18 protein-coding genes are annotated in these 26,117 nt (G+C 49.5%); 12 read left to right on the top strand and 6 right to left on the bottom strand.

The genetic code is table 11. From position 1 onward, the window contains the following. Positions 1 to 81: 81 nt before the first annotated feature. Positions 82 to 1,332, bottom strand: a complete 1,251-nt coding sequence (locus tag ACYVAM_RS09085) for an MFS transporter (RefSeq protein ID WP_461066105.1) — start codon at positions 1,330 to 1,332, stop codon at positions 82 to 84. Between the two features lie 344 nt (positions 1,333 to 1,676). On the opposite strand from ACYVAM_RS09085, the gene ACYVAM_RS09080 reads away from it, so the two are divergent. The 11 genes from ACYVAM_RS09080 to ACYVAM_RS09030 all read left to right on the top strand — a co-directional run bounded on the left by ACYVAM_RS09080 (position 1,677) and on the right by ACYVAM_RS09030 (position 17,693). Next, positions 1,677 to 2,813 (top strand): Gfo/Idh/MocA family protein, encoded by a 1,137-nt coding sequence (locus ACYVAM_RS09080; RefSeq protein ID WP_461067048.1) that lies wholly within the window; start codon positions 1,677 to 1,679, stop codon positions 2,811 to 2,813. Positions 2,814 to 3,029: 216 nt separating this feature from the next. Beyond that, positions 3,030 to 4,175 (top strand): Gfo/Idh/MocA family protein, encoded by a 1,146-nt coding sequence (locus ACYVAM_RS09075; protein ID WP_461066103.1) that lies wholly within the window; start codon positions 3,030 to 3,032, stop codon positions 4,173 to 4,175. Between the two features lie 45 nt (positions 4,176 to 4,220). Next, entirely contained in the window at positions 4,221 to 5,273 is a 1,053-nt protein-coding gene (locus tag ACYVAM_RS09070; protein WP_461066101.1) for a sugar phosphate isomerase/epimerase family protein, read from the top strand. Between the two features lie 93 nt (positions 5,274 to 5,366). Next, on the top strand, positions 5,367 to 6,359 hold the full coding sequence (locus ACYVAM_RS09065) for a phosphotransferase (protein ID WP_461066099.1): 993 nt from the start codon (positions 5,367 to 5,369) through the stop codon (positions 6,357 to 6,359). Positions 6,360 to 6,505: 146 nt separating this feature from the next. After that, positions 6,506 to 6,841: a PadR family transcriptional regulator gene (locus tag ACYVAM_RS09060; protein WP_461066097.1), complete on the top strand. Its 336-nt coding sequence runs from the start codon at positions 6,506 to 6,508 to the stop codon at positions 6,839 to 6,841. Next, entirely contained in the window at positions 6,838 to 9,504 is a 2,667-nt protein-coding gene (locus ACYVAM_RS09055) for an ABC transporter permease (protein WP_461066095.1), read from the top strand. The genes ACYVAM_RS09060 and ACYVAM_RS09055 overlap by 4 nt, the downstream gene beginning before the upstream one ends. Before the next feature lie 369 nt (positions 9,505 to 9,873). Continuing rightward, positions 9,874 to 11,955: a sensor histidine kinase gene (locus ACYVAM_RS09050; protein WP_461066093.1), complete on the top strand. Its 2,082-nt coding sequence runs from the start codon at positions 9,874 to 9,876 to the stop codon at positions 11,953 to 11,955. A 309-nt stretch (positions 11,956 to 12,264) separates the two neighbouring features. Beyond that, positions 12,265 to 13,038 carry a response regulator gene (locus ACYVAM_RS09045; RefSeq protein ID WP_461066091.1) on the top strand — a complete coding sequence of 258 codons (774 nt, stop codon included), beginning with the start codon at positions 12,265 to 12,267 and terminating at the stop codon, positions 13,036 to 13,038. 390 nt (positions 13,039 to 13,428) lie between these two features. Further along, positions 13,429 to 14,958, top strand: a complete 1,530-nt coding sequence (locus ACYVAM_RS09040; protein WP_461066089.1) for a T9SS type B sorting domain-containing protein — start codon at positions 13,429 to 13,431, stop codon at positions 14,956 to 14,958. Positions 14,959 to 14,996: 38 nt separating this feature from the next. After that, positions 14,997 to 15,788, top strand: a complete 792-nt coding sequence (locus ACYVAM_RS09035; protein WP_461066087.1) for a ThuA domain-containing protein — start codon at positions 14,997 to 14,999, stop codon at positions 15,786 to 15,788. Positions 15,789 to 15,848: 60 nt separating this feature from the next. Then, positions 15,849 to 17,693 carry a glycoside hydrolase family 9 protein gene (locus ACYVAM_RS09030; RefSeq protein ID WP_461066085.1) on the top strand — a complete coding sequence of 615 codons (1,845 nt, stop codon included), beginning with the start codon at positions 15,849 to 15,851 and terminating at the stop codon, positions 17,691 to 17,693. 6 nt (positions 17,694 to 17,699) lie between these two features. Here ACYVAM_RS09030 and ACYVAM_RS09025 read toward each other — a convergent pair whose 3' ends face one another. The 3 genes from ACYVAM_RS09025 to msrA form a co-directional block, all read right to left on the bottom strand. Further along, positions 17,700 to 17,996 (bottom strand): hypothetical protein, encoded by a 297-nt coding sequence (locus ACYVAM_RS09025; protein WP_461066083.1) that lies wholly within the window; start codon positions 17,994 to 17,996, stop codon positions 17,700 to 17,702. Between the two features lie 75 nt (positions 17,997 to 18,071). Then, positions 18,072 to 19,280, bottom strand: a complete 1,209-nt coding sequence (locus ACYVAM_RS09020) for an MFS transporter (protein ID WP_461066081.1) — start codon at positions 19,278 to 19,280, stop codon at positions 18,072 to 18,074. 85 nt (positions 19,281 to 19,365) lie between these two features. Further along, the gene (msrA, locus tag ACYVAM_RS09015; protein ID WP_461066079.1) at positions 19,366 to 20,028 is read right to left on the bottom strand and encodes a peptide-methionine (S)-S-oxide reductase MsrA; all 663 of its coding nucleotides are present in this window, start codon (positions 20,026 to 20,028) and stop codon (positions 19,366 to 19,368) included. Positions 20,029 to 20,150: 122 nt separating this feature from the next. On the opposite strand from msrA, the gene ACYVAM_RS09010 reads away from it, so the two are divergent. Beyond that, the gene (locus ACYVAM_RS09010) at positions 20,151 to 21,008 is read left to right on the top strand and encodes a helix-turn-helix domain-containing protein (RefSeq protein ID WP_461066077.1); all 858 of its coding nucleotides are present in this window, start codon (positions 20,151 to 20,153) and stop codon (positions 21,006 to 21,008) included. A gap of 82 nt (positions 21,009 to 21,090) precedes the next feature. On the opposite strand, the gene ACYVAM_RS09005 is transcribed toward ACYVAM_RS09010, so the two are convergent. Both ACYVAM_RS09005 and ACYVAM_RS09000 read right to left on the bottom strand, forming a co-directional pair. Further along, positions 21,091 to 22,656 carry a RagB/SusD family nutrient uptake outer membrane protein gene (locus ACYVAM_RS09005; RefSeq protein ID WP_461066075.1) on the bottom strand — a complete coding sequence of 522 codons (1,566 nt, stop codon included), beginning with the start codon at positions 22,654 to 22,656 and terminating at the stop codon, positions 21,091 to 21,093. 35 nt (positions 22,657 to 22,691) lie between these two features. Then, the gene (locus ACYVAM_RS09000) at positions 22,692 to 25,928 is read right to left on the bottom strand and encodes a SusC/RagA family TonB-linked outer membrane protein (RefSeq protein ID WP_461066073.1); all 3,237 of its coding nucleotides are present in this window, start codon (positions 25,926 to 25,928) and stop codon (positions 22,692 to 22,694) included. Positions 25,929 to 26,117: the final 189 nt, after the last annotated feature.

Raw genomic sequence — 26,117 nt, 5'->3', positions numbered from 1 at the left:
TTTTAATTGTTTAGTTAACGGAAAGGCCTGAAATGATTTCATTTCAGGCCTTTCCGTTAATAGATTATTTGATTCGATAACTTACAGCTGAGGCTGTTCCAGGATAACCGTTTCATCTACGTGACCTGGCTTCCGGTTGCGCATGAAGAAGTACAAGCCACCAAACGCGAGGATGAGAATCACTGGGAAAATAACCATGTGGGCCAGCGTTGCCTGTCCGGCTGCCAACTCAATGGCATCGCCCGTAAGACCCCGCCCCTTAGCCGCTGCTGTCTCTTCATCGAGCCAGTTGCCAATGATTGGCTGGAAAATAGAGCTTGCAAACATGCCCATACCACCCATGATCGACATACCGAAGGCGCCCGCGCGAGGGATGTATTCGGCAACAAAACCGATCATGGTCGGCCAGAAATAACATACACCAATGGCAAAAACGACCGCCGATACATACACCATTGGACCCGTGGCGGTGCTCATCAGATAAACACCCAGGGAAGCAAAAATGGCGGAACCGAGCAATACACCGGTCGGATTGAGGTTATGCACAACGGGTCCGGCAAAGTACCGGCCAACGGCCATCAGTCCCGTTACCAGAGCCAGAATAAGCATTGGACTAGCACCTGCTTTTCCCAGAATTGGACCAACCCACTGCTCAGGGCCGAACTCCGAAATAGCGGTCAGTGCCATGCAGGCCAGCATGAACAAGTAAAGGGGAGAAACCATGGCTCTCAGGTTTTCGCCGGTAGAGGCAGCGCCTTCTACTTTACTAGCCGGAAACTGTTGACCCAAAAACATGAAAGCGTAAATTACAGCCGGAATCAGAATGGCTCCGATCTGCAATTGCCAGCCCAAGCCAGCATCGGTCATAAATTTCGATACGAGAGTTCCGATAACAATGCCGCCCGGGAACCACATGTGGAAGCGGCTAAGCATTTTGATCTTCACATTCCCGTCATACATATCAGCAATCATGGGGTTACAGGCAGCCTCTACCGTACCATTGCCAAATCCGACGAAGAAAGTCGACAGGAGCAATGTCCAGTAGCCACCCGCAAAAATGGTCATTACCAAACCCAGTATGTGCGTAGCGAAAGCCACCCATACGATGCGTTTGGGACCAATTACGTTGTAGAGCGGACCGCCAAAAATCATGGCAATCGGGAAACCCAGAAAAGCCATAGCGTTGACATAGCCTAGCTGTTCGGCTGTCAGATTGAACTCCTTACCCAACTGGGTGAGGACACCAGCCCGGATGGCAAAAGCCATGGCGGTGGTGATAAGCGAAAAGCAACTGGCGTTGAACAGCCGCGAACGATTAATGGTTAGGTTCATTTCTGCAAGAGGGATTTAAGTGGTTTAGCGACAGAGTTAATTAAAAAATTAAAAGACAGTAGATTCCATAAACTCCCCACCCGGGGATCGTTTTTGTGCAAAATTTCCGAAAAATAAGAGAAAACAGCTAATTTTCGGCCGTAAAAAAAGAGTTAGGGGCTCTAGTTCATAGTTTACCGTTTGTGGTTTACAGTTGGATGGCGTATGAGTATTGCCGGGGTCAGCCAACCACAAAAGGTAAAGCACAACCCGTTGAACCATGGACTACAGTAAACCAAACACTAAAATACCCTTTTCTAACGTGTTTACTCTCAACATCAATACCAATGCATAGAAAATTGCGAATGGGTATGGTTGGCGGAGGGCTTGATGCCTTCATTGGTGCCGTTCACCGCCGGGCCGCTGGTTTCGATGGTGAAATCGAATTGGTTTGTGGCTGCTTCAGTGCATCGCCCGATAAATCGAAGGCAACCGGTCACGCCCTGTACTTACCCGAAGACCGTGTTTACGCTTCCTTTCAGGAGATGATTGAGCGGGAAAAGGCGCTGCCCGAAGGCGAGCGAATGGATTTTTTGTCTATCGTGACGCCGAATCACATGCACTTCCCGCCCGCTAAGATGGCGCTCGAAAATGGCTTTCATGTGATGTGCGATAAGCCCATGACCCTGAATCTGGCCGAAGCGAAAGAATTGGCTGCTATTGTTGAGAAGTCGGGGCTGGTGTTTGGCCTAACGCACAACTATACCGGCTACCCAATGGTGAAAGAAGCCCGTGATATGGTACGCAGCGGGAAGCTCGGCAAGATCCGGAAAGTGGTCGTTGAATATCCGCAGGGATGGCTCTCAAAAGATGAAGAGCATAATGACTACAAGCAGGCTATTTGGCGTACTGATCCGGCCAGATCCGGGGCTGCGGGTTGTATGGGAGACATTGGTACGCACGCCGAAAATTTAGCGGAGTACGTTACGGGCCTACAAATTGCCGAGCTCTGTGCGGATTTAACGACGTTCGTTCCGGGTCGTCAACTTGATGATGATGGCAATGTGCTGCTTCGTTTCGACAATGGAGCCAAGGGTGTTCTGCACGCCAGTCAGATTGCCAATGGCGAAGAAAACTCGCTCAAAATTTACGTTTGGGGTGAGCTGGGCGGTATTGAGTGGCATCAGATGGAGCCCAATACGCTCAAATACAAAACGCAGGAAGGCCAGCGCATCATCCGCCCGAACGTGGGAAGCTTGTCAGCGTCGGCATCGGCACACTGGCGCTTACCGGCCGGTCACCCCGAAGGCTTTTTTGAAGCTTTCGCTAATCTATACCGCAACTTTGCTTATGCCGTGAAAGCGCATATGGAAGGTCGGGAGGCTGACCCGATTTATGATTTCCCGAAAGCGGCAGACGGTGTTCGTGGTCTGGCCTTTATCGACACGGTCATTGCATCGAGTCAGGATGATTCGACAAAGTGGACTAAGTTTGTTGAGTAAAAGGCAAAGAGCAAATGAGCGGTTTGCCAAAGTGGTGAACGAGCTACCGATTACTCGATGAAGGCTATTAGTTAGTTAAAAATTTATCTAAATCCTGAAAAACAGTGAGCGACTGAAATAAAGAGTGAATGAACGCAGGAACGAAGCCATCCGGCAGACTTTTTACCGCCACGGCGGACCGTTTATTCACTCTTTCGCTCGTTAAACCAAACCCTCATGCAAAAAATCAACATCGGTGTTGTCGGCACCGGATTCATCGGTCCCGCGCACATCGAAGCCCTGCGTCGCCTGCCTAACACAAACGTCCTCGCCCTCTGCGAAGTAACCCCCGAACTAGCGCGCCAGAAAGCGGACCAGCTCGGTATCGAACGTTCCTGCACATTCGACGAACTGCTGGCGATGGACGATATTAAAGTAGTACACATCTGTACCCCAAACTTCCTGCACTTCTCGCAGTCGAAAGCCGCATTGCTGGCGGGGAAGCACGTTGTTTGTGAAAAACCATTAGCCAAGGATTTGCACGAAGCCAAAGAACTGGTTGAGCTGGCTGCCCAAACGGGTCTGGTCAATGCGGTTCACTTCAACCTGCGCTATTACCCACTCGTTCGTCAGATGAAGGTAATGCGCGAGCAGGAAGCTCTGGGCGATGTGTATTCCGTCATTGGCTCTTATTTGCAGGACTGGTTGTTTTATGACACCGATTATAACTGGCGGCTCGAACCGGATAAGTCGGGCGATTCGCGGGCCATTGCTGATATTGGCTCTCACCTGATGGACAGTCTGGAATACATTACGGGCCTGAAAACGGTAGCCGTTATGGCCGATTTTAACACGGTCCATAAAGTGCGGAAGAAGCCACTCAAACCCGTTGAAACCTACTCGGGTAAGATGCTCCAGCCCGAAGATTACGCCGATGTCCCCATCAATACCGAAGACCACGCCAACGTGCTGCTGCGGTTTGATAACGGCAATCGGGGTGTCATCACGGTATCGCAGGTGTCAGCCGGTCGTAAAAACCAGATGCGGTTAGAAATTGCCGGCTCGAAGAAAACGTTTGCCTGGAATTCTGAAGCGCCCAACGAAATGTGGATTGGTAACCGCGACGGCGCCAACGAGTCGTTTATGCGCGATCCATCGCTGGCTCACCCCGAAGCCCGGTCGGTCATCAGTTTCCCCGGTGGTCACAACGAAGGATTCCCCGATACCTCGAAGCAGTTATTCAAAGAAGTGTACGATGCCATTGAGGCTGGCAAGCAACCCGAAAGACCAACGTATCCAACCTTCGCCGATGGCTATCGCGAACTGCTCATCTGCGAAAAAATTCTGGAAAGCAACCGCAAGCAGGCTTGGGTGGAGATTTAAGGAGCGTATCGTGCAGTAGTAGCCTGATAATCAAACCATAGAAGAATGAAGACAATGAAAGGTCCGGGCATATTTCTTGCCCAGTTTCTGGGTGACGAAGCCCCATTTAATTCGCTCGATACGATTGCCAAATACATGGCTGATCTGGGCTACAAAGGTATCCAGATTCCAACCTGGGATTCGCGGTTGATCGATCTCAAGCAAGCGTCGGAGAGCCAAACCTACTGCGACGAGCTGAAAGGAAAGTTGACGGATATCGGTGTCGAAATCACTGAGCTCGCGACTCACCTGCAAGGGCAACTGGTTGCCGTTCATCCGGCCTACGGGGCCATGTTCGATGGATTCGGCCCGGCGGAGTTGGCGGGTAAGCCCAAAGACCAGCAGGCCTGGGCGGTTGACCAACTGATGATGACGGCGAAAGCCAGCAAGAATCTTGGTCTTAAGGCCAGTCCTACTTTTTCGGGTGCGTTGCTATGGCCCTTCGTGTATCCCTGGCCACAGCGTCCGGCGGGTCTGGTTGAGACGGGTTTCAAAGAACTCGCTGATCGGTGGTTGCCTATTCTGAATGCCTATGACGAAGCCGGTGTCGATGTGGCCTATGAGCTTCACCCCGGCGAAGATTTGCACGACGGCATCACGTTCGAGATGTTTCTGGAAAAAGTGGGCAATCACCCCCGTGCTGGCATCAACTATGATCCAAGCCACTTTGTGTTGCAACAGCTTGATTATCTGCAATTCATCGATTTCTACCACGACCGTATTTATGCCTACCACGTGAAAGACGCTGAGTTCAATCCGACGGGCAAGCAGGGCGTCTATGGCGGCTACCAGGGTTGGGTTGAGCGGGCTGGCCGGTTCCGTTCGTTAGGCGATGGCCAAGTTGACTTCTCGGGAATCTTCTCCAAACTGGCGCAATACGATTATGACCGTTGGGCCGTATTGGAGTGGGAATGTGCGCTAAAGCACCCCGAAGTGGGCGCGGCTGAAGGAGCCCCCTTCATCGACAGTCACATCATCCGGGTTACGGAACGGGCCTTCGACGATTTTGCCGGAACCGGTGCCGATGACGCTTTCAATAAGAAGGTGTTGGGATTGTAAGGTAAGTACAAATCACAAAGTATAATTTTGACGTGGAGCCAGGTTTGAGAACCTGGCTCCACGTTGTTTATAGCCAAGACCCATCATTCCGCTATGCCCACTTTTCCAGTTACATCCTCCATCTTGTCGTCGGCTCATCTGGGCCAATTTCTACAGGGGAAATACGACCTTCGTGACAACACATCCTGTCAGTTACTAAAAGCAGGCGTCAATCATTCCTATCTAGTGACGGATGGCACCCAAAAGGCCGTTTTTCGACTGTATAGCCTTAACTGGCGTACCGAAATCGAAATAAGGGAAGAGTTGCAGTTACTGACGCTTTTGCAGGAAAACGGGCTGCCGGTATCCTATCCGCTGGCTGATGTAGCCGGTACCTTTATTCAGGAATTGGATGCGCCTGAGGGGCGACGCCTGGGTGTCTTGTTTTCGTTTGCCGAAGGGGAGAAACTGCTGACGTTTTCGGAGGAACTACACCATAAGATCGGGCAGATCATGGCCCGGTTTCACCAACTCACGCATAACCTGAAACTGGATCGGGTAAGCTACACACCACAACTCATGCTGGTCGATTCCGTTAAGTCGGTAAAGCCATTCCTGCCAAATGATTCGGCTGAAATGAACTTTCTCTACGATGCTCAGCGCTATTTATTAGCGGAATTTTCGAGAATAGACCATACGGAAACGCGGGAAGGGACAGTGCATCTGGACATTTGGTTCGACAACCTGAATATCAATAAAGACGATCAGGTAACGCTGTTCGATTTTGATTTTTGCGGGAATGGACTGCTGTGTACCGATGTCGCTTATTACATCCTACAGATTCACAGTACGGAAGCCGATGAGGCCGAGTTTAGGAAAAAGAAAGAAAGCTTTTTGACTGGCTATGAATCGGTTACCAAGCTTAGCGAGGAAGAGAAAAGTCTGTTGCCCATGCTGGGCCTGAGCGTATATTTCTTCTATCTGGGCGTTCAGTGCCAGCGTTTCGATAACTGGTCGAATGTGTTTCTGAATGAGTTGCACCTGAAACGGTTAATCAATCTACGCGTAAAACGCTGGGCTGATTTCAATAAATTAGTTGTAGCGTGACGCAGCATGTGCTGTAGCCGCTGGGTGGACTCCCTGAAAATCCATTTTTATGGACAGAAATTGTTTTACATACAAATACTTACTTAATAAAACTATTTTACATACATTTAGTGAATTAATAGCCGAAGTATATTGATTAATAAATCATGAAGGGAAGTAACCTGGGCGAGTTTGAAGAACTGGTGCTGCTGACCATTGCGGCACTGGTCAATGACGCTTATAGTGTGGCCGTTTGCGATGAGTTGGAAAAACATACGGGACGCTCGGCCAAACTGGGCGTTGTTCATGCTGTTTTGAATCGGCTTGAAGAAAAAGGGCTCGTGAAAAGCCATCTGGGCGATGCAACCAGTACGCGGGGAGGGAAACGGAAACGCTATTATGAAGTAACCCATGCTGGAAAAGTAGCCCTCACGAAAGCAAGAGAGGTACGCGAATCGCTTTGGAACATTATACCCGGATTCGATCTGGAAGGCTCGATATGAAACGATTTACCCGCCAGCACGATTGGGCAGACCAGGCTAAATCAGGCGCTCCCCAGCCGCCCCGTTGGGCGCAACGTCTGCTGCGCTGGTATTGCAACCCTGATCTACTGGAAGATCTGGAAGGAGATCTGAATGAATATTTTGAGCGTAACCTGAAAGCTAAAGGGACCCGGCGCGCCCGGCTGATTTACTGTCTTGATGCCCTGAAGTTTTTCAGGATGTATACCGTTCGTACTCCCGATTTTATCAACCTTTTCATTCATTGGATCATGATTGGCAGCTATGTCAAAACCTCCCGGCGCAGTCTGGTGCGCAACAAATTATTTTCGTTCATTAACATTTTTGGCCTGGCGGTTAGTATGTCGGTGGGCCTGCTCGTTATTGCCTTTGTTAGCGATTTACGTTCGTACGATGATTTTCAGGAAAAGAAAGATCGAACATACCGTATCATTACGACGTATCAGGAATCGGATCACACGCCTGTAGACATGGCGTCGACATCGGTTAAAGTCGGAACGGAAATTCGTAAAAGAATAGCGGGTTTAGAAGCGGTGACCGTTCTCCGAAATGGGTTTTATGGCGACGCCCATGTTCAGGAAACCATCGTGCCACTCGATGCTTTGTGGGCAGATGAGTCATTTTTTAAGGTATTTACATTTCCCCTGACTAAGGGTGATCCGGCTACGGCGCTGAAAGAGCCCTATTCGCTGATATTAACCGAAAAAACGGCAAAAAAACTGTTTGGGGAGGTCGACCCGTTGGGCAAAATCGTCCGCTTCGATAGCCTTGCATATACGGTTACGGGCGTTGCCAAAGACGTTCCTAAGCTATCCCATCTCCGGTTTGAGGCACTTGTATCGTTTGCTACGGCGGATGCGCTACTTGCCAAAAAAGATCCTAATTTTTACAGTTGGGAAAATGTCTGGCAGAACTATGTCTACATCGTTTTGCCAGAGAACACAACCAGCCGTCCGCTACAGGCGGCTCTGGCTGAACTGAATACGAAGGAGAACGCTGCCATCAGGAATAAAACGTTTACCGTAGCGCTTCAACCGCTAAAAGAAGCGGCCTTAGGCAGGAAACTCGATAACTCGATTGGGCCCACGATGATACCGCTGGTCGCCTGGATTTTAGGCGGTCTGGCCTTCGTTATTATTCTCTCGGCTTGTTTCAATTACACCAACCTGTCCATTGCCCGTTCACTCCGACGGTCGCGGGAGGTGGGTATCCGTAAAATTAACGGTGCGCTAAAAAGTCATGTGCTGGGGCAGTTTATGGTCGAATCGGTAATCATTTCATTACTGGCGCTGGTGTTTTCAGTTGCTCTGTTTCTGTTCTTACGCACTCATTTTCTGGCCCTTAACTCCCATATTAGTGATCTGGTTTCCCTTGAGCTGTCGCCCCGGATCATCCTCTATTTTATTGGCCTGGCGGTATTGGTTGGCCTGGCCGCAGGTTTCTTTCCCGCTCTGTTCTTTTCTCGGATCAACGCCGTTCAGGTTCTGAAAGATGCCTCGTCGATGAAAGTATTCCAACGGGTCAGTATGCGCAAAGCGCTGATTGTGATTCAATATACGTTGTCGCTGATGTTTATTGCCACAACCCTGATCGGCTATAATCAGTACCGTGCCTTTATTTCATTTGACCTGGGCTTCACGACGGACAACATTTTAAATATTCGGTTGCAGGGCAACAAGGGAAACGTACTGGCTAAAGAGTTGTCGGAAATTCCGGCTGTGCGTGACGTTTCTCAGTCGATGATGATTACCAGTCTGGGAAGCATTCATGGAACCAGCATGAAATACACCGATCCCCGGGATTCGGCCATGGTCTGGTTAAATCATGTGGATGAGCATTATTTGCCCGTCCATGACCATAAATTAATAGCCGGAAAAAATTTCACCCGGCGGCCCAAAAAGGGAGAAGAGAGCGAAATCATTGTTAATGAGCAAGTACTGAAACGGTTCAACATCGCCAAAAAAAATCCTGAAGAAGCCTTGGGTAAACTTGTAACCGTGGATGGGCAGAAGCTCGCCATTGTGGGCGTTTTAAAGGATTTTCATTATGGGACGATGGATAAAAAGATCGAGCCCGTCATGTTCCGCTACTCGGCCGATGAGCCCTGGGGATACCTGAATGTTAAGATCGGCTCGACTGATTTGGCTGGCACCATGGCGAGTATTGAAAATGCCTGGCGGAAAGTGGATAAGATCCATCCGATGGATGCCAAATTCTACGACGATCAGATTGAACTGGCTTATAGCCAATTCTCCGTGATGGTGAAGGTCATTGGTTTCATTGCCTTCCTGGCTATTTGTATTGCCTCGCTGGGTTTGTTCGGTATGGTCGTGTTCACGACAGAAACACGCTTGAAAGAAATCAGCATCCGTAAAGTGCTGGGAGCCAGCGAAACTGGCCTGATCTATCTGCTCAGTAAAGGATTTTTAACTCTGCTCCTGATGGCTACGCTGGTGGCGCTTCCGGCCACTTACCTCTTTTTCGACAAAGTGGTGCTTGTCAACTTCGCCTATCACCAGCCGATTGGTCTTGGCGGGCTGCTTATCGGTGTTGCGATTGTCATGTTCCTGGCCTTCCTACTGATCGGCTCACAAACGCTGAAAGCCGCTCGCCGAAACCCGGCTAGGGTGTTGAAAAGCGAATAACTGAGAAGCTGGCAGACCAGCCTCTCCATAAACCCAGACCAGCGCCCAACGATACCCGCCAGCCCCACACGAATTAACGCACTACTTGGGGAGCCGATACTGGTGGGCATGCTAGCCGGATCTTCATGTAACACCTTGTTCTGGCGTAAATACCAGTTCTTGCTGATTCACCTCCAAAGGGTGAATCAGTCGGTTAATGCCCTTGCTATTCCGGTAACGGCCAACAGATCAGGGAAAAGCCAGTCAGAAATTAGATTTTTTAAACGGTAGGCTAAACGTACTAAACCTAATTTTAGTCGTATATTTCCCCTAGTTAAACTATCGTTTACCAGATATTTCTACTTTGGTCAACAATTACGAAATGTTATCATGAAAAGTAATTTATGGGCTTTGTATTGCCTTCTGGTAGTCGTACTGGCAGTAGGCAATCCCGCTCAGGCACAGCGTCGGCTGATCGACAGCTTAAAAACGACACTGACGTACAAACTCCCCGATACAACCAGAGCACGCACCTACTACAATATTGCCAATAGCTTCTACAAGGAAAGTAAGCTCGATTCGGCGCTCTATTACCTGAAACCGATGCTGAAACATTGCCAGAAGACGCATGATTTGGCAGGGCTTGGTGATTATAATCTACTGACCAGCGTCGTACGTCTCCATCAGGGCTTATTTGACGAGTCGATCCTGTGTGCGCAGGCAGCTATTAACTACTTCACTAAATGCCATAAGCTCAGTTCAATTGCCAAAGTATACCATAATTTAGGGCTACTCTATAAAACGATGGGGGGAGATTTACGGATTCGTGCCAATCTGGAAAAAGGTATGTACTATATCCAACAGGCCATCCGAATAAATCAGGAGCTTAAGAATAACCGTTCGCTGGCTGAAAATTACATTAACCTGGGCATTATTTATGAGGACCTGCTTGAGTATGAGCGCGGGAGGGAATGTTTCCTGAAAGCGTTGGCGATCAATGACGCCATCCATGCCAAGCCGGAGGACTATCGGGTTATTTATAATGACCTTGGTAAAAATGCCAATGTACAAGGCAAGTATGAGCAGGCAGTTATGTACCTCAACAAGGCCCTGGCGATCAACCTGGAACTCAACCGGACAACCAGCCTTGTTCATAATTACCGGAATCTATCGACGGCTTATCAATTCCTGAAAAAGCCCGACCAGGCCATTTTATACGGTGAAAAAGCCATTGCGCTGGTCGAGAAAAGCAAGGATGCTCCGCTGACCCGATCGGTTTATAAAATGATGTCGCAGATGTACGCGAGTGTAGGGAAATATGAGAAAGCCTATAATTACGCTGTACAGCAGAAGCGAATTGAAGATTCGTTGATGAACCTGGATAAAACACGCACGGTTGCCCGCCTGGAAGAACAGTATACGCTAAAAAAGTCGAATGAGCTGGCCACGATTCAGGCCCAGCTGGCTTTGGCTAAAACCAGAGAAATAGCTCGTATAGAATCTGGTAAGGAAAAGGAAATTGCGGCTATTCAGGCCGAAGAGAACCGCCGGGTTGCCCGCATAAAAGCGGTCGTCGATATTGAAAAAGCACGCGCTATCGCCGATGTTCAGGCAAAGTATGAAACGCAAAAGCGGATGAACCAAATTGCGGCTCTCGATCAGGAAAACCAGCAACAAACCCGGCAGGTCAACTACATGGCGGGTGGCTTAGGGCTGCTTGGTTTGCTGCTAAGCCTTCTGGTGGGCCAATACTGGGCATTGCGTCGGGCCAATAAGCAATTATCGGCTCAGAATGAGATTATTACCAGCAACAGCCACCAGTTGGTCAGTCAGTCAGATCAATTACGCACCTTGATGAAAGAGCTCCATCACCGGGTTAAAAACAATTTGGCCATTGTATCGAGCCTGCTCACCTTGCAGGCAAACGGGCTGACAGATGAGAAGGCCGTGCAGGCACTTCGCAAAGGCCAGCAGCGGGTGCAGGCCATGTCGCTCATTCACCAGCGGTTGTACCAAACGGATCGGGTAACGATCGTTAACATTCGGGAATACTTAACCGATCTGTCTGAAAGCCTGATGCAGGCTTACGGATATGAACCCGCTAACTTCGATCTACAGGTTGATGTCGCGCTGGAAGAATTGGATGTCGATGTGGCCATGCCTCTAGGGTTGATCGTCAATGAGCTAATAACCAATTCGTTTAAGTACGCCTTTACGCATCAGGAGCATCCGCTGCTTCGTATCAAACTGGATTATGCCAACGGCGAATCTCAACCAGGCATTACGCTGGAAGTACAGGATAATGGGCCGGGTATACAGGCTGCCGACTGGCAGAAAAATAATAGTAAAACGTCATTTGGTCGGCGTTTAGTTACGTCCCTTACCGAACAGTTAGAGGGTAAGTTCGAGTTAACTACCCAGAATGGTACTTTGTGTCGGCTGCACATACCTCAAACTCGCTTAGCCGCCTGATCTTGTGTCAAATAAATAAAAAAAAGCTTTTTACTGGCTACATAGTTGGCTTTTACGTATACAATTATACTTGTTCTTACTAAAAATAGACCAACAATAGTTAATTATGTAAGTTAATGCATTGTATCTTGTTGGAATACACATTTACTCTACACCTTTCTAAATAAGAATACATACCGTGGGCGCGGCTCAGTTATAGAGTCCATGTGGCAAACAGTATGTATCTAAGCTACAAAAGCTGATGGTAAACGATGTGTCTGGCAGCAGACAACCTAACCTCCCCTAAACAGTATTAAATAGTACCCTTTGATGACCATTGATGAACGTATCCATATTTTGATAGTGGAAGATGAAGGTATTTTAGCTATGGAGTTAAGCGACAGCCTCGAAGCTGATGGCTACTTTGTAGTAGGTATTGCTAATAATGGCCGCAAGGCGCTCGATTTATGCCAGCGGCAACGAGTGGATCTATTACTTTGCGATATTACCATCAAAGGTGACTGGGATGGTATTGAAACTGTTGAACGCATAACGGCCGAACGGCCCATTCCTGTCATCTACCTGACGGCCCTGACAGACCGGGAAACCCTGGAACGAGCCAAGCAGACGTATCCGGCGGCCTATGTGCATAAGCCTTATCAACTGAACAGCCTGAGAACCGCTATCGAGCTGGCAATTCATAATTTCAGTCTCCGGACTAAGCCCGCTCCCGCGACCACGGTAGTTGCGGAGCGTAGCACGTCACGAGATAAAGAAACAATTCTACAAATTGAGGACCATTTATTTGTTAAGCAGAACTACCAATTCGTTAAAATAAACGTAACCGAATTGCTGTATCTGGAGGCCGACAACGTGTATACCACACTGGTTACTACGAATCGAAAATACGTTGTCCGGCAAACGCTGAGTGGTATTCTGGAGCGGATGAATCTGCCGTCTCTGGTCCGTATCCATCGGTCTTACGCCGTCAATATTCATAAAGTGGACTCCTTCAATGACGCCGAACTAAGCATTGGAACGCAGTTACTTCCCTTAAGCCGGAGCTATAAAGAAGACTTTCTGCAACGATTTAATCACTATTAAGAATTATTTGACGGGTTGATGTATGCCTGTGCTTATCGGCTGAGAACCGTTCACATCGCTGGTTTGCCAGTTCACTTACTAATTTCTGCTACTGACACCTTTTCTTCACTAGAACATCAGGTTGAGTAGTATCTTTAGGATGGTATTAAACAAAACCTTCCTCTGTTTGAGCCGGGCTTGGCCAACGAGTCATCTCGGTTCAGCATTAATTAAAAAGTGCCGATCTGAGGCAACAGCATCCATCCACACTATTGAAAAAAAGCCACTCTGTTCGTGAGTGGCTTTTTTCGTGGGTACCGGCTGCGGAAAGGAAGCAACCCTGTGCGAATAGTGCTCGTATTCATAAAAAATCAGTACCTTAGATACCCCTCGTTTAATGACATCAGGGTTATGCAAAAAGGATATAGTTGGCTTTGGCTTAGCCTCGTCGTGTTCCTTCCCGGAATGCTCGCGGGCCAGAACCTTATTCCCAACGGTAGCTTTGAAACGTACCGGAATTGCCCGCGCCAGGACAATCAACTCATCGAGGCAACTCCCTGGTATAACCCAAACCGGGCCACTCCTGATTTCTACCACGAGTGTTTTCAGACGGGGCAAATGTCGTTGCCGCCCCATTCGGGTCAGGGAGTAGGACATATATTTTTTGATCAGGGCTGGGCTGAGTACCTGGGTGTACGCTTGCTCAGACCACTGATCGCCGACAAGTGCTATTATTTTGAAATGTACGTTGCTACGGATACGCCTAACAAATACCTGACCGAAACACTGGGAGCTTATTTATCCGCAAGTCCGGTCATGGATGCAACGACAACGGATAGACTGCCTGCCCATCCGCAAATTCTGGATAACCAGCCCAAAGGTAGTGTTGGCCGCCTGCAGTGGCAGCGCATTGCTGGTTTCGTAACAGCCAAGGGGGGCGAGCAGTATATTACCATTGGAAGCTTCAATAAAGAGCCTCCTTTTCTGGGCTATTATTATTTGTTTGTCGATGATATATTGCTGGTGCCCGTCACCCTCGAACTTGGTAAAGACACGACCTTATGCGGTCGAAAGAGTACACTCTTACTCGATGCCACAACGCCCGGAGCCTCCGATTATCGGTGGAACGATGGAAGCACCAAACCTACCCTGCAGGTAACCAAACCCGGCAAATACTCCGTTACGGCCGTTACGGATTGCAAAAAACTTACGGATAGTATCACGGTCGATTACGCGCTTGACTTCAGCCTGGGTGCCGACACAACAATCTGTAATGGCCAAACGCTCACGCTAAAAGTGCCTGCTACAACCGCGTCGACTTACCGCTGGCAGGATGGCTCATCGACAAATGCACTGACGGTGCGTCAGGCCGGGCAATATAGTATTCAGGTAACCCAGGCCAGTTGTATTGCCAGCGATACAATTCAGGTACAGTACATACAGCCTCCCGAATTGGAGTTAGGGCCCGACAAACAACTGTGCGGAGCACAACTGTTTGTTATCAAACCGGTTGTTGCCGAAGGGAAATTTACCTGGATAGACCAGGTTTTAGGGGTTGAACGAACCGTGAGTAGTTCGGGCGTCTACCGGGCGAGCGTGCAGAATGCTTGTGCTACGGTTACGGATTCGATTGTGATCGATTATAGCGCCTGCGATTGTGTTCTCTACGCGCCCAACACCTTTACGCCAAATGGGGATGGGCTGAATGATGTTTTTCTAGCTTATGGGTGTGGAGATATTACCATCACATCGCTGGCTATTTTTGATCGCTGGGGAGAAGTAGTTTTCGAGACAACTACTTCTCCCTTTCTTTGGGATGGTAAATACCAGGGCGATCGTTGCGGAACGGGGGTGTATGCCTGGCGCATTCGGTATAGGCTCAGCCAGCGGGGCAAAGTCATCAACGACCAAAAGACCGGATCCCTTAGCTTGATTCGATAGCCATAAAAACAGTTTATTACAAAGAAGTCAAAACCTGCATGACAACGCATTTTACAAAACGAAATTTTATTCGCTCGCTTCTGATCCTGGCTGGTGCCAGTAAATGTGGTTCCCTGTTTAGCCAATCCACTAAACCCCAGTTTAAGGTGGTCGTTATGACCGAAGCCGGTGGCATTCACGCGCCTTTTGTTGCGGCTGCAAAAGAATGGCTCGCCAGTCAGGCCGCTTCAACAAACTTCTCTATTCATTATATTGAAAATGCGGAACCCATCAATGATACATTTTTGGCGCAGTATCAACTGTTTATTCAGTTGAATTACCCGCCCTATATGTGGAGTGATACCGCGAAAGCGGCCTTTCAGAAATACATTACCGAAGGCAAAGGCGGTTGGATTGGGTTTCATCATGCCACGCTGCTGGGCGAATTCGATGGGTATGCTATGTGGCCCTGGTTCTCCAATTTTATGGGTGGTATTCGGTACAAGAATTACATACCTGGTTTCGCCAAAGCAACGGTTCGGGTTGAGGCCAAAACGCATCCCTGTATGAAGGGAGTGCCTGCGTCGTTCGAGGTTCAAAAAGAAGAATGGTACACCTACGACAAAAGCCCACGCCCCAATGTCAATGTGCTGGCCTCGGTCGATGAATCGACCTATTCGCCGGATTCGGCTATTAAAATGGGCGATCATCCGGTCGTTTGGTCGAACGAGCACCTAAAAGCGCGGAACATTTACATCTTCATGGGTCATCACCCCGACTTGTTTACTAATAAAGCCTTTACAACAATGTTCAGGAATGCCATCTTGTGGGGAGCCGAAACAACAGAATAGCATATAGGCTCTGACAACTTACCGCAACCAACTACTGTGCTCAATCAACCTTACTTTTCAATGCGTTTTCGATCCGCTAAAAACCTATTTTTATTTATTTTTCTTCATGTATCATGTCTGCTTTCTGCGCAATCCCTTCGCGTTTTAACCAATCAGGTAGGGTACGAACCGGCAAAAGCCAAGCGGGCAATTGTGATGGCCGACCGGCAGGTCCCTATCACAGGCTTTGAGCTCGTCAATACAACAACCGGTAAGGTCGTGTACTCGGGAAAACCTGTGTTTAACGGGCCCGTGAACAAATGGAAAAACTGGCTCTTCTGGACGCTTGACTTTAGCCCCTATATCACCGAAGGTACGTATCGGGTGCAGCTTAGCGGGGCAGGGAAACCCGTGGAATCCTACCCATTTTCGATCAGCAAAAATGTATTGGAGCAATTCACGTTATCGGATGTGGTCTATTATTTTAAAGGCCAGCGTAGCTCAGGCTTGCTGGATAAAGCAGACCATAAACTAATTCTGGCGGGTCGTCCGGGCAATACGCTGGATGTCCACGGCGGGTGGTACGATGCCACCGGCGATTATGGCAAGCACTTGTCGCACCTTACCTTCTCGTCCTACTTCAATCCACAGCAGATTTCACTGACTGCCTGGAGCCTCCTAAAAACGCACGGCCAACTAACCAAACGGACAGGAACGGACTTTCGGCAGTATACCCGTCGGTTACTCGATGAAGCGATGTACGGGGCCGATTACCTGGTGCGGGCACAGGCCAAAGGCGGCTCGTTTTATAGGTCTGTAAAAGCACCGGGTCCGGGTAAGTTAGCCAAGGACCGCGTTATTCAGGCCGAAGATAAAGCATACCGGATCAAGCAGACGAAAGACCAGACGCTTGCCAGTGCGGCCGATGAAACAAACTGGCGCAAATACCAGGTTAGCTACCGATCGGGTGGGGGACTGGCCATTGCAGCCCTGGCGATGGCCTCTACGTATGCGGGTGATCAAACGGGCGATTTTAGTCCGGCCGCTTATTTGAAAGCGGCCGAAGAGGCTTTCGCTTTTCTGGAGAAAGAAAACGTAGCCATGACCAACGACGGTGTAGAGAATATCGTTGATGATTATTGTGCGCTGACGGCGGCCACCGAATTGTATAAGGCCACGAAAAAAAGTAGCTATAAGCAAGTTGCTGATAAACGGGCACAACAGTTGCTAAACCGGCTTTCATCCTGGAAAAGCTATAAAGATTACTGGCGGGCCGACAGCCAGGACCGGCCGTTCTTTCACCCTTCCGATGCGGGTTTGCCAGTGGTCAGCCTGGTATACTATTACCCGCTGGCGTCGCCCGAAACGCAGGCTAAGGTAAAAGAAGCTATTAAGCGGTCGATGATGTATGAACTGGCCGTCACGCACGAGGTGAAAAATCCGTTCGGATACAGTCGACAATTGGTGCAGGATACAGTAGGCAACCGGCGTAGTAGTTTTTTCTTCCCGCACGGCAGCGAAGCCTCTCCGTGGTGGCAGGGCGAAAATGCCCGAATTGCGTCTATGGCAACCGCTGCCCGGCTGGCGGCTCCTTTATTTGGCGATGACAAACGGCTGCACGATCAACTGGCTGGTTTCGCCCTCGATCAACTCAACTGGATACTGGGGCTAAATCCATACGATGCCTGCATGTTACAGGGAGCGGGGCACAATAACCCGACTTATGGCTTTTTCGGTACGTTTGAATACACGAACGCACCCGGCGGCATCGTGAACGGGGTTACATCTGGATTCGATAATGAAGAGGATATTGATTTCAACTTGGCCTATAAGCTGACCGGGAAAGACAGCGACTGGCGGTGGGCCGAACAATGGTTACCGCATGCTGCCTGGTATTTGCTGGCCGTAGCAGTCAATGAAGAATAGGCTTAATTAGAACTCGATTCCTTCTTCTTGTAACAACTCGGCCAGGTTCAGCACAACATCGTCCAGTACAGGTACGGTGGCATCCCAGTTTTGGGTAATCCAGGGAGCCGTGCGGGTAGCCACGAATATTTTCTTGGGCTCGGTCGTAACCCAGATGACCGTCTCGACACCAAAAGCCAGCAAACGCTCTGTTTTCGCATAGACATAGCCGGATTCCTTCCCGGAGAATTCTTCGGGCTCAATCCGGACGTCTACTTCAATGGCGATTTTAGGTGGTATCCGTTTCACAACAATACTACGCATTTTAGCTGGTAGTAAGCGAAATATGGATTACAATGACCGTACACAATTGATCACGTTGGCGCGTAAGTGCTAACCTTAAAACAGCTTGACCATACGAGCTAACCCTGCCGAAATAAAGAGTATGACAGCCACAAAGCCCAGGCCATAATATAAGCCGAAGGCTTCGGCAACGAACCCGATAAGGGGCGGGCCAGCCAGAAAACCGATGAAGCTGAACGTCGCAAACGTCGCCAGGCCTGCTGCGGGTGGGATACCCGGCACCCGCATGGAAGCCGCATACAGGACTGGCGCACCCAGAGAACAACCGGCACCCAGCAAGCCAAAGCCAATGAGCGCTGTTGATGGGTAAGGTAGAACAATGGCAAATAAGAGTCCGGCTGCGGCCAGAATGCCACCAATTTGTAACCAACGTTTGGCCCCGATCTTAGGAATAATAGCATCTCCCAGAAAGCGGAAGCCAGTCATTGTCAGGGAAAAGCTGGCAAAGCCCAATGCGGCAATCTGGCTGCTGGCACCAAGGGTTTCGCGCAGATAGACGGCACTCCAGTCGAAAGCGGCCCCCTCACCCATGGCCAGAGCAAGGCCGATCAGGATCATCAGTAGTAAATCCAGGTTTGGCCGAACAAAGGACGATCCGGCTTTTTCGCCCGTTTCGGTCCGGCTGCTCGATGGAATCTGTGACAGAATGGGCTGCAGGATAAAGGTCAATAACAAGATCAGCCCTGCCATCACCGCGAGGTGTGTCGGGGGCGACATGTGCAGCGAAATGACCACGCCAGCAATGCCCGAACCGAATAGCCCGCCTAAACTCCACATGCCGTGGCACGACGACATGATCACAATACCCCGTGCGCGCTCCAGGTTGGTAGCAGTGGTGTTCATCGCCACGTTTATGAGGGCTGCATTCAGACCCATCAGAAACAGACCAATAGCCAGCACGTATGGATTAGGCGCATTCAGGGGGATACAAACCGACAAGGTCAGGCCAACTGCCGACCAGAAACAGGCCCGCGCTTCACCCAAACGGGCAATGATCCAGCCCGTTAGTGGGTTCATCACCAGCAGGCCAATGGGCATGGCGAATAGCGTCAGGCCCAAATCAGCATCGGAAAGATGCAGTTTTGCTTTCACATATGGGATGTGGGCTACCCAACTACCAAACAGAATACTATCGGATGCAAAGACCAACCCAACGGCCAACGCCTGCCTGTTCAGGAAGAAGGTCAGCAGATTTCGGACAAACAGGTTTCGATGCGGGTTATTTAGAGGAGCAGTCGTATTCATAAGGCAAAAATAGCCGGTCGAGGCCGGCTATTTTTATAATCTATTATCCGTTACTAATGCTGAATTGACGTTTTAGCGTCAGGAACTAGTCATTCATTGTTAACGCTGTATTATTTTTGAGGTGACCAACCATGGCCTTCCGTAGCTTCTCAACCTTAGGTAACGATACCCGCTGAATATACGGCTGATCGGGATGCAGGGCAAAATAGTTCTGGTGGTAATTCTCAGCCGGGTAGAAAGCGGTGATTGGTGTTACTTCCGTGACAACCGGATTGGCATAGTGTTTCGACTCGTTGGTGCGTTTAATGGCCGCCAGAATTTCGGCTTTTTCGGCGGGTGTTCGGTAGAAAGCCACTGAGCGGTAATCACGACCAACATCGGGACCCTGACGGTTTAGTGTCGTTGGATCATGACCGGCAAAAAAGGCGTCGAGCAATTGGGTATAGCTGATAACTTTTGGGTCGTAATAGACTTGTACCGATTCGGCATGGCCCGTTACATCAGTACCAACTTGTTCGTAGGTTGGGTTCTTGACGTTTCCGCCGGCATAGCCGGAAATAACTTCGCGAACGCCCTTAAGCTGATTCATACCTTCTTCCAGGGCCCAGAAGCAGCCACCGGCGAAAGTAGCCACAGCCTCTCCGTCTTTCAGAGCAGGCAACTTAGCAGGTGAGGTGTCTTTCGATTGGCCTTGTGCACAGCCTGCCAGCAAAAGCAGACTAAGCGCCAATAAGTGAATTCGTTTCATGTTGTTTCGTGAAGTAGTATGTTGCTTTATAAACGTTTAAAAATGAGTTACGGTTTCCATTTGATGGGGTGTAACCAGAAACCCGTAATTATTTTCTAAGAATACCAGTTCGGCTAGTGGCTATGAAACTTCAATTCGAAAAAATAGAGCCCGAAGCGGGAAGTTCCTTCAAGGTGATGCACCATACCGAGCCTGAAGCCTGTAGGGTATACTGGCACTATCACCCTGAGTATGAAATTGTTTATATTCCAGAAGGGAATGGACAGCGACGGGTGGGTACCAACGTGTCCCGGTATGAACTGGGCGAATTGGTATTCATTGGGCCAAACTTGCCACACCTTAACTTTAGCTATGGAAAAGAAGACCAGTTCGAAGAGATTGTCGTACAACTGCGCGATGATTTTATGGGAGACTCTTTCCTGCAAAAGCCAGAACTGACCACCGTTCGGCGCTTATTTGAGCGGGCGCATATGGGCCTTACGTTCGGTATCGAGACCCGCAAATGTGTGGGGCCCCTCTTAGCCAAATTGCCGAAGCAGGCTCCCTTTGAGCGACTGGTAACCTTACTTCAAATTCTGCAGTACCTGGCGAGTGCGTCTGACATGGAGGCACTCCACGCCGACGGTGTCCGGTTCGACCTTAATCCCAAAGAGCAGGAGCGTATTAACCGCATATGCCAGTATGTTGAACAACATTATGCCGAGCCAATCGATATGCGGGTCGTGTCTGATTTGGCCAGCCTGACTGTCCCGGCCTTTTGCCGGTATTTCAAACGAATGACTCAGGTAACGTTCACGGATTTTGTGAATGAATATCGCGTCAATCAAGCCCGGCGATTATTGCACTCCGCCCGCACGGTGGCCGATGTAGGTTCTGCTGTTGGATTCAATAACCTGTCGCATTTCAACAGGACATTTCTGGCGGTGACGGGCCAAACGCCAAGCGCCTATCGAAAAATTCTTGGCGGAAGTACGCTTTAGGCAAACCCGCTGCGTATGCACGCATAAAAAAAACCGATAAGGCGACGAAGCCCTATCGGTTTTTTATCTCCTTAATGCCTAATTAAACGCCTGGATAACCTGGGTTCTGAGTTTTCAGATTGGGGTTATTCAACAGTTCCTGTTTCGGCAGGGGCAGCAACAGGTGCTTCTCCTGCAATGCCTGGTTGGAGCTGAGGTTCACGTGGCCAACGAAATTGTCGAACCCATTGGTTTTCTCATTGTACACTTTCCGCAGGCGCACCATGTCAAACCAGGTGATCTGTTCGTAACACAGTTCGTGCCAGCGTTCCCGCCAAACGGCTTCCCGAAGGGTTGCCTGTGTATAGGTACCCAACGCTGGCGTTGTCAACGTAGCCCGATCCCGAATCCGTTTGAATGCATCGTAGGCTGCTTGTGTAGGTCCACCCACTTCGTTCTGGGCTTCAGCATAGATCAGCAACGTTTCGGCATACCGGATCTGGGGTACGTTCAGGTTGTTCTGACGCGAGCCCGCAGCACCCGCAGTTCCGTTGGCCGTGCGGTTGAAGTGTTTGAACACATAAGGGGCTCCCAGGTCAAATGGGGCACCATTCCCGTTGGTATAATACGTGGTATAGAAATAACCCGCCTGGTCTTTCGCTCGAAGATCTCCCTTTTCGTAGGAGTTATAGAAAGCTGACGTTGGTACAGAGCTTCCTGTTCCCCCTGGGCCGTTATAGGTAACGGGCTTAAAGTTCGGGTAGAAGTTGTCCATTGGATTAGCGGCCACCGTCGTATTGTACTGGAGCATAAAGAGGTGCTCTACTCGGTTCTCCGTGCTTTCTCGGTGTACGTCCTCGTAGGTGGCGAACAGATTGATCAACGACGGGTTAGCATTGGCATACGTAATTACTTCCAGCGCTTTGTCAGCGGCTAGTTTGTAGTGCGACGCACCCTTGCTGAGCGGAAATCCTGCCATCGTCAGATATACTTTAGCAAGCTGCGTTTTCACTGCGGCCAGATTGGCCCGACCGCTCACATCCATCCAGGCCAGACCGGAGGCTTCAGCGGCAATCAGGTCTTCAACAATCAGCTTGTACACATCTTCCTTAGACGCACGAGCGGGTAAGAAATCCGCCGAAGCCGCCGATTGAGGCTTTGTAACCAACGGAATATCGCCCCACAACTGAACAGCCGTAAAGTAAGCCGAAGCGCGCAGGAAGCGAGCTTCTCCCAGAATTTTGGTTTTTTGAGCCGCATCCATTGGTGTAATACCCGGCACTTTATCGAGCAACTGATTGGCGTTGGCAATAACCCGATACAGGCCATTCCAGTAGTTAACAACGTGCCCTGTATTGCCATCGTGTACCAGCGAATACAGGTTGTTGAGGTCGGAATTTTGCGCGGTTTCGGTCGTAGATGTACCTGTCAGCGCTTCCAATAGCTGCCAGTTACTGGAGAAAATACCGGCACCATCGCCCATAAACCGCAGACTGGCGTATACCGATGCCAGAGCCGATTCGGCATGGTCAGGAATGGTATAGAAGCTGGTGGGGGTTAAGTTCGAAGGAGCCTGTTCTTTCAGAAAGTCCGTACAGCCAATGGGGCCGGTTAGGGCAAATCCGCACAGTAAGGCCCGGCTTATATGTTTTACGAGTGTATGTCTCATACAATGAAAATCAGTAAGTTAAATGTGTTTGTGGACTACAATCCGATTTGGAGACCTAACAGATACGTGGTTGGTTTTGGATAGTTGTGCCAGATCATGCCCTGCGAGAAAGCACTATTATTATCGCCAGTGCCCTGATTAGTAGGCGTTACTTCCGGATCGCCAACGATGGGGTCTTCCAATAGCAGGAAGAAGTTTTGCGCCGAGGCATATACGCGGAGCCGATTTAACTTCAACTTATTGGTAACCGCAGCCGGTACGGTATAACCAAATAGCAAATTTTTACCCCGTAGGAATGAGCCATTTTTGATCCAGTGGCTATCGACGTTGGTTACGTAACCAGCCCGCGTATCCCGAACTTGGGCAATCTGGCTGCCCTGGTTGGTAGGCGTCCAAGCATTCAGTACAGATGAGTAGCTGTTGGCGAGTGCCTGCCGGTCTTCGCTAGCGTGCAGGTTCATCAACATGACATCGTTGCCGTACATATACTGCAGTTCAAGCGTGGCATCGAAGTTGCCAAACCGGAAGTTGTTGGTTAGTGCTCCCCAGCCTTTTGGACTGCCGTTACCAATGATACTACGGTCAGCATCCGTAATCGCTTTATCGCCATTTACGTCCAGATACTTGATATCGCCAGGTAGGATGGTCAGACCGTTACGATAGCTGGTAAACTTGGCCGCTTCTTCGCGCTCGGCTTCGCTCCATATACCTGCGCGGGTCAGGCCCCAGAACGAACCTACGGCTTCGCCAACCCGAATGATGTTGGTTTGATTTGTGAAGTTAGGACCTCCAACGCCGAAGATATCGGATGGTGTGGCTAGTGACAACACTTTGTTGCGGTTAAGCGAGATGTTAAACGTCGTGTTCCAGCTAAACTGGCCCCGGCTGATGTTCACCGTGTTCAGGCCAAACTCGAACCCTTTGTTTTCCATCGATCCCACGTTCCGGCGAATCGTAGCGTAGCCGCTGGTGCGTGGAACAGGGGCATCAAGCAGCATGTCGGTGGTCAGACGGTAATAGTAATCTGCTTCGAATGTTACGCGCCCTTTGAACAGACCCAGTTCCAAACCTACATCGGTTTGTGCTGTTTTCTCCCAACGCAAGTCTGGGTTAGCCAGCCGGTTGATACCCGTTCCACTGACCCGTGCATCGTTGTAGATGGTAGAATAGGTGGAGCTGAGCAACGATAGTGACTGGTAAGGAGGAATCTCCGAGTTACCCGTTAATCCGTAGCTGGTCCGTACTTTCAGGTTGGAAATCAGTGAGTTCCCTTTCAGGAAGTCTTCTTCCGATACCCGCCAGGCTAAAGCCGCCGAGGGGAAAAAGGCAAACTTGTTGTTCTCCCCGAATTTAGAAGAACCATCGGCTCGGCCCGTTACGGTGAACAGATATTTGTTTTTGTAACCGTAATTAATCCGACCGAAGTAAGAGTTAAACGCAAAACGCGTTGCGTCTGAGCCGACAGATGGGTTAGTAGCACCAGCACCTAAGTTATTGAAGCCAAAGTAATCGGTAGCAAAGCCACTAACACTGCCATTCATTCTAAACGTGTTGGTTGCCTGCCAAGAGAGCCCCAGCAAGCCTGTAAACGAGTGATCCTGGCCAATTTGCTTGTTGTAGGTCAGGTAGTTCTCCAGCGACCAGAACGAAGTCCGGGTGCTTTGAGTCGATGCGTTGCCATTGCCACCAATATTCAGCGTACGGGTTTGAGACTGGTTAACTTCCTGCGTCTGGACGTTCGTACCCAAAACGGTGCGCATTTCCAGCCCTTTTGCGAACGTAATGTTGGTAAACAAACTACCTAGGATCGTTTGCGTATTCTGGATGTATTTACGATCCTGCAGCCGGTGAACCGAGCTCATGGTACCTTCAGCATATGGATAATCTCGGTTCTCTGCTAATACACCTGTATCTGGATACCGAACAGGCAGGAAGGGGAAGTCTTCTACAATTTGCCGGGCAACAGCGTCATTAACATCCACCAGGTTTTCAGTCTGGTAGTTATAGCTCATGGTGCCGCCAATTTTCAGCCAGCTTTTTACCTGATCGTCAATCGAGAAGCGACCCGAGTACCGTTTCATGTACGACGTTTTGATCAGACCCTGATCATCCCGATAGTTGAGCGAAAGCGAATATTGCGTGCGCTCATTACCGCCACTAAACCCGAGCTGGTGATTCTGAGACAATTTGTTCTGCGCCGACTCCTTGAACCAGTCGGTATCATACAACGGATTCAGGTTGGCATCGAAAACACCCGGATGCGCAGCGCTGAACGCCGTCCGACGAACTTTAGGATCCAGATAGGTCCATTTGCCAGCCGCCCAGCCGACGGGATCGAATTTTGCCATGTTCGCATACGCCAGATCCTCGGTTGCCAGGTATTCTTTAGCATTCAGAACCTTTGGCTTGTTGGGGCCAATGGTGTTTACACTGAACTGGCTATCGTAAGTAACGCGGCTTTCGCCAGCTTTCCCTTTACGAGTCGATACCAGAATAACGCCGTTGGCGCCCCGTGCTCCATAAATAGCCGTCGATGAAGCATCTTTCAGTACTTCAACATTGACGATATCGTTTGGGTTGATGTAGTCAATCGGGTTGCTGAACTGATCGCCCGTACCCTGTGGCAGCATAACACCATCGACCACATAAAGCGGGTTGTTCGACGAGTTGATGGAGCTAAACCCACGAATACGGATAGTCGTACGACCGCCGGGACGACCGGAGTTTGTGTTTACCTGCACACCCGGCATCCGACCCGAGAGCGCCTGGTTCAGCGATGGGGCGGGCCGCTCCTGCAACTGAGCTTCTTTAACACCTGATACCGCTCCTGTAAGATCCGATTTTTTGGTGGTACCATACCCGATAACGACAATCTCGTCGAGTACTTTGCTATCTGCTTTCAGGCTAATATTGACCGATGTTTGGTTGCCAATACGGACCTCCTGCGAAAGATAGCCAACAAATGAGAACACAAGGGTAGAGCCATTATCCGGTACGTCTAATTTATAACGACCATCGGCGTCTGTAACCGTTCCGCGTTGGGTTCCCTTCAAAATAACACTGACACCGGGTAGAGCTTCATCTTTCTCATCCGTAACTCGGCCGGTTAGTGTTCTGTCAGCCCGCGTATTGGGGCGAATGGTAAACGAATTCCGTTCAGGCGGGGTAGTCGCGTAGGTAAAACTAACACAGGTAAATGCCAGCAGTAATTGAGTACTTGATGTTTTTAACAGTCTGCCCAGCATTCGTCGGGGAAGTAAGTGTTTCTTCATAAGGACGTTTCTTTATGCTTATAGTCTAAGTTTGATTGGAAAAGAAAATAATACATTGGAAAGATTTTCTGTGAAAACCACAAGTCTATGCAGAACTACTCGTGACGATTAGAAAATAATTAAAAAAGGGTTAATTGGTTATTAAAAATAATAGCCAAGTAAAATCAACAAGTTTATAGGTATATAAAG

Source organism: Spirosoma horti, assembly GCF_054776595.1.
This window is presented reverse-complemented; position numbering and strand designations above follow the sequence as displayed.